Origin of the sequence: Paenirhizobium cremeum, assembly GCF_022884085.1 — a bacterium.
GTDB classification, from domain to species: domain Bacteria; phylum Pseudomonadota; class Alphaproteobacteria; order Rhizobiales; family Rhizobiaceae; genus Allorhizobium; species Allorhizobium cremeum.
On record NZ_JAGGCS010000019.1, the window covers coordinates 73,782 to 80,744 of the forward strand.

General features: G+C 62.8%; 6 protein-coding genes. 1 reads left to right on the forward strand and 5 read right to left on the reverse strand.

The annotated features are described in order from the left end of the window. Window positions 1-33 precede the first annotated feature (33 nt). Complete coding sequence (locus J5N58_RS24000) at window positions 34-705, reverse strand: L,D-transpeptidase (protein WP_112830688.1); 672 nt, start codon at window positions 703-705, stop codon at window positions 34-36. A gap of 180 nt (window positions 706-885) precedes the next feature. On the opposite strand from J5N58_RS24000, the gene J5N58_RS24005 reads away from it, so the two are divergent. Next, a complete protein-coding gene (locus J5N58_RS24005; RefSeq protein ID WP_112830689.1) occupies window positions 886-1,371 on the forward strand; it encodes an MmcB family DNA repair protein in 486 nt (161 codons plus the stop codon). A gap of 2 nt (window positions 1,372-1,373) precedes the next feature. Here the strand turns inward: J5N58_RS24005 and J5N58_RS24010 are convergent, their stop codons facing one another. From J5N58_RS24010 to lhpI, 4 genes are all read right to left on the reverse strand, one after another. After that, window positions 1,374-1,964 (reverse strand): ActR/PrrA/RegA family redox response regulator transcription factor, encoded by a 591-nt coding sequence (locus tag J5N58_RS24010; protein ID WP_112830744.1) that lies wholly within the window; start codon window positions 1,962-1,964, stop codon window positions 1,374-1,376. Between the two features lie 78 nt (window positions 1,965-2,042). Continuing rightward, the gene (locus J5N58_RS24015; RefSeq protein ID WP_112830690.1) at window positions 2,043-3,347 is read right to left on the reverse strand and encodes an ActS/PrrB/RegB family redox-sensitive histidine kinase; all 1,305 of its coding nucleotides are present in this window, start codon (window positions 3,345-3,347) and stop codon (window positions 2,043-2,045) included. 27 nt (window positions 3,348-3,374) lie between these two features. After that, window positions 3,375-5,837, reverse strand: a complete 2,463-nt coding sequence (gene hrpB, locus J5N58_RS24020; protein ID WP_113443206.1) for an ATP-dependent helicase HrpB — start codon at window positions 5,835-5,837, stop codon at window positions 3,375-3,377. Further along, window positions 5,837-6,796, reverse strand: coding sequence for a bifunctional Delta(1)-pyrroline-2-carboxylate/Delta(1)-piperideine-2-carboxylate reductase (lhpI, locus tag J5N58_RS24025; protein ID WP_113443207.1), 960 nt, complete (start codon window positions 6,794-6,796; stop codon window positions 5,837-5,839). Before lhpI ends, hrpB begins: the two co-directional genes overlap by 1 nt. Between the last annotated feature and the right edge of the window lie 167 nt (window positions 6,797-6,963).

Below are 6,963 nucleotides of genomic sequence, written 5' to 3' on the forward strand. Positions count from 1 at the left end.
TTTTTGATTGTCTGGTGATAAGCTCGATGACGCTTACTGCTGAACCACGACGCGGGCGTTCTTGCCGGGGCGGACGCGATTGTAGAGGTCGATAACGTCCTGATTCATCAGACGGATGCAGCCCGAGGAAGCAGCAGTGCCGATCGACGCCCATTCCGGCGTGCCATGCAGGCGGAACAGGGTGTCGCGCCCCTTGTCGTCGAAGAGATACATGGCGCGCGCGCCAAGCGGGTTGCTGAGGCCCGGACCCATTCCGTCCTCGACATATTTGGCGACTTCCGGCTTGCGTTCTGCCATTTCCTTCGGCGGATGCCAGGTCGGCCATTCCTGCTTCCAGGCGATATAGGCTTCGCCCTGCCATGCGAAACCCTGCTTGCCGACGCCGATGCCGTAGCGAACAGCCTTTCCGTTCGGCAGTACGTAGTAAAGGAAACGCTCGCGGGTGTTCACGACGATGGTGCCGGGCTTTTCCTTGGTGGAATAATCGACGATCTGGCGGTGGAACTTCTTGTCGACCCTGCTGATCGGGATCGCGGGAAGAGCGAAGCCGGCATCGGTGACGGTGCCATAGGAATCGCTGAAGATCTTGGTCGTGGTTGCTTCGGCGGCTTCCTTCGGCTCGGAGGATGTGGAGGTGGTCGTGCAGCCGGCTAGGCCGAGTGTCGCGACAAGGCCGAACACGGTCAATGCATTGCGGAGGCGCATGGGGATGTCTCGTAGGGTTCAAGCTGGGAGATGGTGGGCTCAACCATCTTTGATTATGGTTTATTTTTGATTAAGTTCGCCTTGGCAAGTAGCGCGGACGAACCACGGGACTTCGGCAATGCAAAATGACTCCGCATTGCTTTTTTGCAACATGCCGCAAAGGTGCGCCGGGCATTATTCATGACGATTGTTTCTGTTGCCGTTAACAACCCGTTAATCGACGGACGCCAGTCCGAGCGCGCTCTTCTTGTGCGCCGGGGGGTGCAGGTGCTGCTGAACGAGATGCGTCTGGCGCTTTTGCCGGAGTTGTCGCTGGCGAACGGCCGACGGGCCGATCTGGTCGGCCTGACGGAAAAGGGCGAGATCTGGATCATCGAGATCAAATCCTCCATCGAGGATTTTCGCGTCGATCGGAAATGGCCGGAATATCGAGGATATTGTGATCGCCTGTTCTTCGCGACCCATGGCGAGGTGCCTCTGGACATCTTTCCGGAGGATTGCGGGCTTCTGGTGTCGGATGGTTACGGGGCGCACCTGTTGCGCGAGGCGCCGGAGCACAGATTACCTCCCGCGACCCGCAAGGCCGTCACCCTGAACTTTTCGCGCGCCGCCGCCCAGCGTCTGATGATGGCTGAATGGGCCGCCAGAACGTCACCGACGGAATAATCCTATTTCGGCGCGCGCTTGGCGAGAATCCGTTGAAGGGTGCGCCGGTGCATGTTGAGACGGCGGGCCGTTTCCGAAACATTCCGGTCACAGCTTTCGTAGACGCGCTGGATATGCTCCCAGCGCACACGGTCGGCCGACATCGGGTTTTCCGGCACTTCGGCCTTCTCGCCCGGACGCTGGGTCAGCGCCAGGAAGATGTCGTCGGCATCCGCCGGCTTGGAGAGATAGTCGAGAGCGCCGAGCTTGACCGCCGTCACCGCGGTCGCGATGTTGCCGTAGCCGGTCAGCACGACGATCCGCGTATCGCTGCGCCGCTCCCGAATGGCCTCGATCACGTCGAGACCGTTGCCGTCGCCAAGTCTCAGGTCGACCACCGCATATTTCGGCGGCGCCGCCTTCGATTTGGCGATGCCCTCCGCGACCGAAGCAGCCATGTCGACGGCAAACCCGCGGGCTTCCATGGCGCGAGCCAGGCGCCGGAGAAAGGGCGCATCGTCATCAACGATGAGCAAGCTCGGATCGGGACCGAGGCTCTCGTCCAAATTGGTTGCGCTGTCGCTCTTCGAGCCGGGTGAAGCGAATTCTGTCATGACCTGCCATTCCTGCGGGGCACTCTGTTCATATTCTTGTCCGGTTATGGCCACTTATGACCGGCGGGTAAAGCCCTTTCAACGCCCTGCGTCCATCAGGCCGCGCGGCCAGGTGATCCTGACGCGCGCGCCTGGCCGGTCGGGACCGCCATTTTCAAACTTGAGCGTCGCGCCGGATCGTTCAAGCAGGGTCTTGGCAATGAACAGGCCGAGCCCGAGGCCCCCCGCCTTGTCGTCCCGCTGTCGGCTGGTCACATAGGGTTCGCCGATCCGCTGTAGCACGTCGGCGGAATAGCCTTCGCCATCATCCTCGATCGTGACGGCCACCCTGGAGGCGTCGTGCTCCACCGTGACGGTGACCTTCTCGCGGGCGAAATCGATCGCGTTTTCCACCAGATTGCCGAGACCATAGAGAATGCCTGCGTTGCGAACGCCGATCGGCTCTTTCGATCGATCCGATTTCTCAACCAGTTCCAGCTTGACGTCGAATTCCCGATGCGGAGCCAGCACCTCCTCGATCATGGAGGAAAGCGGCAGGCGGCGCATATGTTCCTCGTTTTCGGAAGGCAGGGTCGTCAGCCGCCGGAGGATGTCGCGACAGCGCTCGCTCTGGCTGCGCAGAAGCTGTACGTCCTCTCCGAAGCGCTCATCCTTCCCGAGTTCACGCTCCATTTCCTTGGCGACAACGCTGATCGTCGCAAGCGGCGTACCGAGTTCATGGGCGGCCGCAGCGGCAAGGCCATCGAGTTGCGAGAGATGCTTTTCGCGCTGCAGGATGAGTTCGGTCGCCGACAGCGCATCGGCGAGCAGGGTTGCTTCCTGCGAAACGCGATAGGCATAAAAGGCGGCAAACGCCATCATCGAGGTGATCGAACACCAAACGCCGAGCTGCATCACGAGGTGGGTCGGCAGGGTTTCGCCATTGTACCAGGGCAGGGGATAAGGCGTAAAGGCGAGCGCCGTGATGAAGAAGACCGCGAGCGCCAACAGGGCGACGGAAAGTCCACGGGGCTGCGAGGCGAACGAAATGATGACCGGAACGCAGATCAGCGGCGCGAAGGGATTGGCAAGGCCGCCGGTGATGAAGAGCAGCGCGGCGAGCTGTAGCAGATCGAGACCGAGCACGGCGAATGCGGCGAGCGGCTCCAGCCGATAGGTCGGCGGAAACGCGACGGACAAGAGGAAGTTTGCAGCGGCAAGTGCTCCGATCAGAGCCGCGCAAATGGTCAGGGGCAGCGGATAGTCCAGCAGGAAAGCAACGACGAAGACCGTGATGCTCTGCCCCGCCACGGCCAGCCAGCGCAGACGCACCAGCGTCTGCAATCTCAATCTGCGGCTGGACGGTCCAAAATGCCTCGCCACATCCTGAGTCGTCTTTATCATGTAGGAACTCCTTTGCCCTGTCGGCTCTCACGTACCACGCGGTTTGGCGCGTGTCGTGGGGGCAGCATCCGCCGGGTTCTCCGGCCAGGGATGCTTGGGATAGCGCCCGCGCATGTCGCTGCGGACATCTTTCCATGAACCGGCCCAGAAGCCCGGCAGATCCCGGGTGGTCTGGATTGGCCGATGCGCCGGCGATGTGAGCTCGAGCAGCAGAGGCAGCCTGCCGCCCCCGACCGACGGATGGGTTTTCAGACCGAACAGTTCCTGCACGCGGATCGCAAGCGTCGGTTCGTCTCCATCATAGCGGATGGGATGGCTCTGGCCGGTCGGGGCGGTGAAATGGGTCGGCGCGAACCTGTCGAGGTCGCGTTGCAGCGCGGGCGGGACCAGCGACAGAAGTCCGTCGAACAGCGAACCGGGCGTTATATCGGCAAGGCTTCGGACATTCGTCTGGAAAGGGATGAACCAATCCTCGAGCCGGGCCAGAAGAGCGTCGTCGCCCATATCCGGCCAGGGCTCTCCCATGCTGCGGTATAGAAAGCCGATGCGCTGCCGCAATTGCTCTCCCGCCTTCGAAAAGGGCAGCGCCGACAGGCCCAGTTGCCGGACGCCATCGGCAAGGGCACGTGCCGCTTCCGCGCCGCCGGGTTTGGGAAGCGGGGTCTCGTCGAGCACGATGGCGCCGAGACGCGTCGTTCGCCGGGCGCGCACCTGTTGGCTTGCTGGATCGAAGAGGCATTCTTCTGCGGTGCGTATGGCCCCGGGCATCCGTTCCTCGACATCGTCACGGCGGATTTCCGCTGCGGCGAGCACCCGGCCCCGCGCCGCCTGGCCTGTCAGGTCGGCGATCACCAGCATCTGAGAACCGGCAAGCCGCTCGGTTTCCTCTATCTCGGCGCCGCGGCCATTGGCCATGACGAAACGCCCCCGTGCCCCGCGGGAAAGTGCAATCCGGTCGGGATAGGCATAGATCAGCAGGCGCCCGGCGCTCGTATACATGCCCTGGGGTCGCGCGCTGCGCAAACCGCCCGCGATTCTCTCGGCGAGTCTACGGGCTCCCGAAGCGCGCTCGCTTTTTTCCTGCTCGAAACGGCGAAGACGCTCGTCTATGTCAAGGCTGGTGCCGCCGAGACCCTGTTCCGTCAGAAGCACGGCAAGCCGTGCAGCCTCCGCAGCCTGCCCGTCCTCCGCCGCTGCCAGCACCATGGCGGAGAGACGCGCGGGCAAGGCAAGATCGCGCATCGAACGCCCCTTGCCGGTAAGCGCTCCCGTCTGGTCGAGTGCGCCCAGTGTTTGCAAAAGGGTCCTTGCCTCGTTCCACGCGGCGACCGGCGGTGGATCGATGAAGCGCAAGCCATGAGGCTCCAGGACGCCCCAATGCGCCATGTCGAGAACGAGATTGGAAAGATCGCTCGCCAGGATTTCCGGCGGCGTGAAGGCCGGCAGGGCCGCTGTTTGTCCCTGATGCCATAGCCGGATCGTGATGCCAGGTTCCGTTCGTCCTGCGCGTCCTGCGCGCTGGTCGGCGGAGGCCCGCGAAACCCGGACCGTTTCGAGCCGCGTTATGCCGGTGGAAGGCTCGAAGACCGGCAGGCGCTGCAGCCCGCTGTCGATGACGATCCTGACGCCGTCAATGGTGATCGAGGTTTCCGCAATCGAGGTCGCCAGCACCACCTTGCGCGTGCCGGCCGGTGCCGGCCGGATCGCTTCGTCTTGCTCCTTTTGCGAGAGGTTTCCGTAGAGAGGCACGATATGGGTCGATGCGTTCACCCGGTCTTGCAGCCGTTCGGCGACACGGCGGATTTCCGCCTGCCCGGGAACGAAGGCGAGGATCGAGCCGGTCTCCCGGTCAAGTGCACCCCTAATGGCGGAGGTGACGGCATCTTCGATGGGTGTGCCGCCCGGCCTGTCCTGATGGCGGATCTCGATCGGGAAGCTTCGTCCCTCGCTGACGATAACGGGAGGATTGTCGAGAAGCGTGGCAACGCGCTCGATGTCGAGGGTCGCCGACATCACGAGAATCCTGAGATCGGGTCTGAGTGCTGCCTGGGCATCGAGCGCCAGGGCCAGGCCGAAGTCGGCGTCGAGCGAGCGCTCGTGGAACTCGTCGAACAGAACCGCCGCGACGCCTTGGAGTTCGGGATCGTCGAGGATCATGCGGGCGAAAACCCCCTCGGTCACCACTTCGATCCGTGTGCGCGCTGACACGCGATTGTCGAGCCGCATGCGATAGCCGACGGTGTCCCCTACGCCCTCACCGATGAGGTTCGCCATCCGGCCCGCCGCGGCTCGGGCCGCAAGCCGCCGCGGTTCGAGCAGGACGATGCGGCCGTCCCCGCGCCAGGGCTGGTCGATAAGGTGAAGCGGCACGAGCGTAGTCTTGCCCGCTCCGGGCGGAGCGGAAAGGATCGCACGGTTTTCCCGACCGAGCGCCTCTGCCAGGTCGGCAAGCTTCTCCGAAACAGGAAGGTGTGGCAGGTCGAACGGCATCAGCTTTCCGGCTTGAAGCGTGCGGTGACTGTCTCGTAAGCGAGAATGGCTCCGGCAAGATCTTCCAGCGCCGCTCCCACCGATTTGAACAGGGTGATCTCATGATTGGTGGAACGCCCCTTATGGCGGCCGGCCGCAAGATCGAACAGATCGGCCCTGATGTCGGTTTCGCGAATGATACCGGCTTTGAGTGGTTGCAGGATGTCGCCGGCTTCGCTCATCGCACCCTCCCGCGTGTCGACGAAGATCGATGCGCGATGCACCGCCTCGTCGTCGCTTTCCCGCATGTTCGGCTTGAAGGCGCCGATGAGATCGAGATGAGCCCCCGGCTTGAGCCACGCGCCGTGAACCAGCGGTTCGCTGGAAAGGGTCGCGCAGGAAATGATGTCGGCGTCCCGTGCCGCCGCTTCCAGATCGGCGCAGGCGGCCGCATTGAAGCCCATTTCTCGTGCCTCGGCGGCGGTCGTTTCCGCATTGGCCGGATTGCGGCCCCATATGCCGATGCTCTTTATCGGACGCATCTTCGAATGAGCCTGGATGAGATTGAGGGAAAGACGTCCCGTGCCGACGACAAGCAGCTTGCTTGCATCCTCGCGCGCCAGATATCCGGCCGCGAGAGCCGATGTCGCCGCCGTGCGCCGGGCGGTGAGTTCGCCTCCATCGACCACGGCAAGCATTTTGCCGGTTTTGCCCGAGGAGAGCAGATAGCTGCCGTAGATGGCGGGCAGGCCGCGTAGATGGTTGTCGGGAAAGACCGAAAGCAGCTTGATGCCTATATAGTCTCCCGGCACCCAGGCGGGCATCAGCAAAAGCGTCGCGGTGGCTTCGCCTGGAACCTCGACGTCATGATGATGCCGCACCGGCGTCACGCAAGGACTGCGAAACATTCGCTCGATCGCGGTGGTGAGTTCGTCCCACTTCAACGCCTCTGCGGTATCGGCTTCGTGCAGCACCAGCATGATATTCTCCTCTTGAATGGCGCGCCGACACTAGCAAGTGAGGCCGGCCATTCAAGCGCGAAATCCTGCAGAGAGATAAGCGGAAGCCCCTTGCGGGCACGTCTGCAGGCAAAGGGCATTGCTTTGCTCCTCTTTTGTATGGTTCTGAGTGTGTTTGTGGGGATGAT

Bases quoted from the DNA above. Each gene is read 5' to 3' on its own strand.
- J5N58_RS24005 (WP_112830689.1), top strand. From the start codon at position 886: ATGACGATTGTTTCTGTTGCCGTTAACAACCCGTTAATCGACGGACGC.
- J5N58_RS24000 (WP_112830688.1), bottom strand. From the start codon at position 705: ATGCGCCTCCGCAATGCATTGACCGTGTTCGGCCTTGTCGCGACACTC.
- J5N58_RS24010 (WP_112830744.1), bottom strand. From the start codon at position 1,964: ATGACAGAATTCGCTTCACCCGGCTCGAAGAGCGACAGCGCAACCAAT.
- J5N58_RS24015 (WP_112830690.1), bottom strand. From the start codon at position 3,347: ATGATAAAGACGACTCAGGATGTGGCGAGGCATTTTGGACCGTCCAGC.
- hrpB (WP_113443206.1), bottom strand. From the start codon at position 5,837: ATGCCGTTCGACCTGCCACACCTTCCTGTTTCGGAGAAGCTTGCCGAC.
- lhpI (WP_113443207.1), bottom strand. From the start codon at position 6,796: ATGCTGGTGCTGCACGAAGCCGATACCGCAGAGGCGTTGAAGTGGGAC.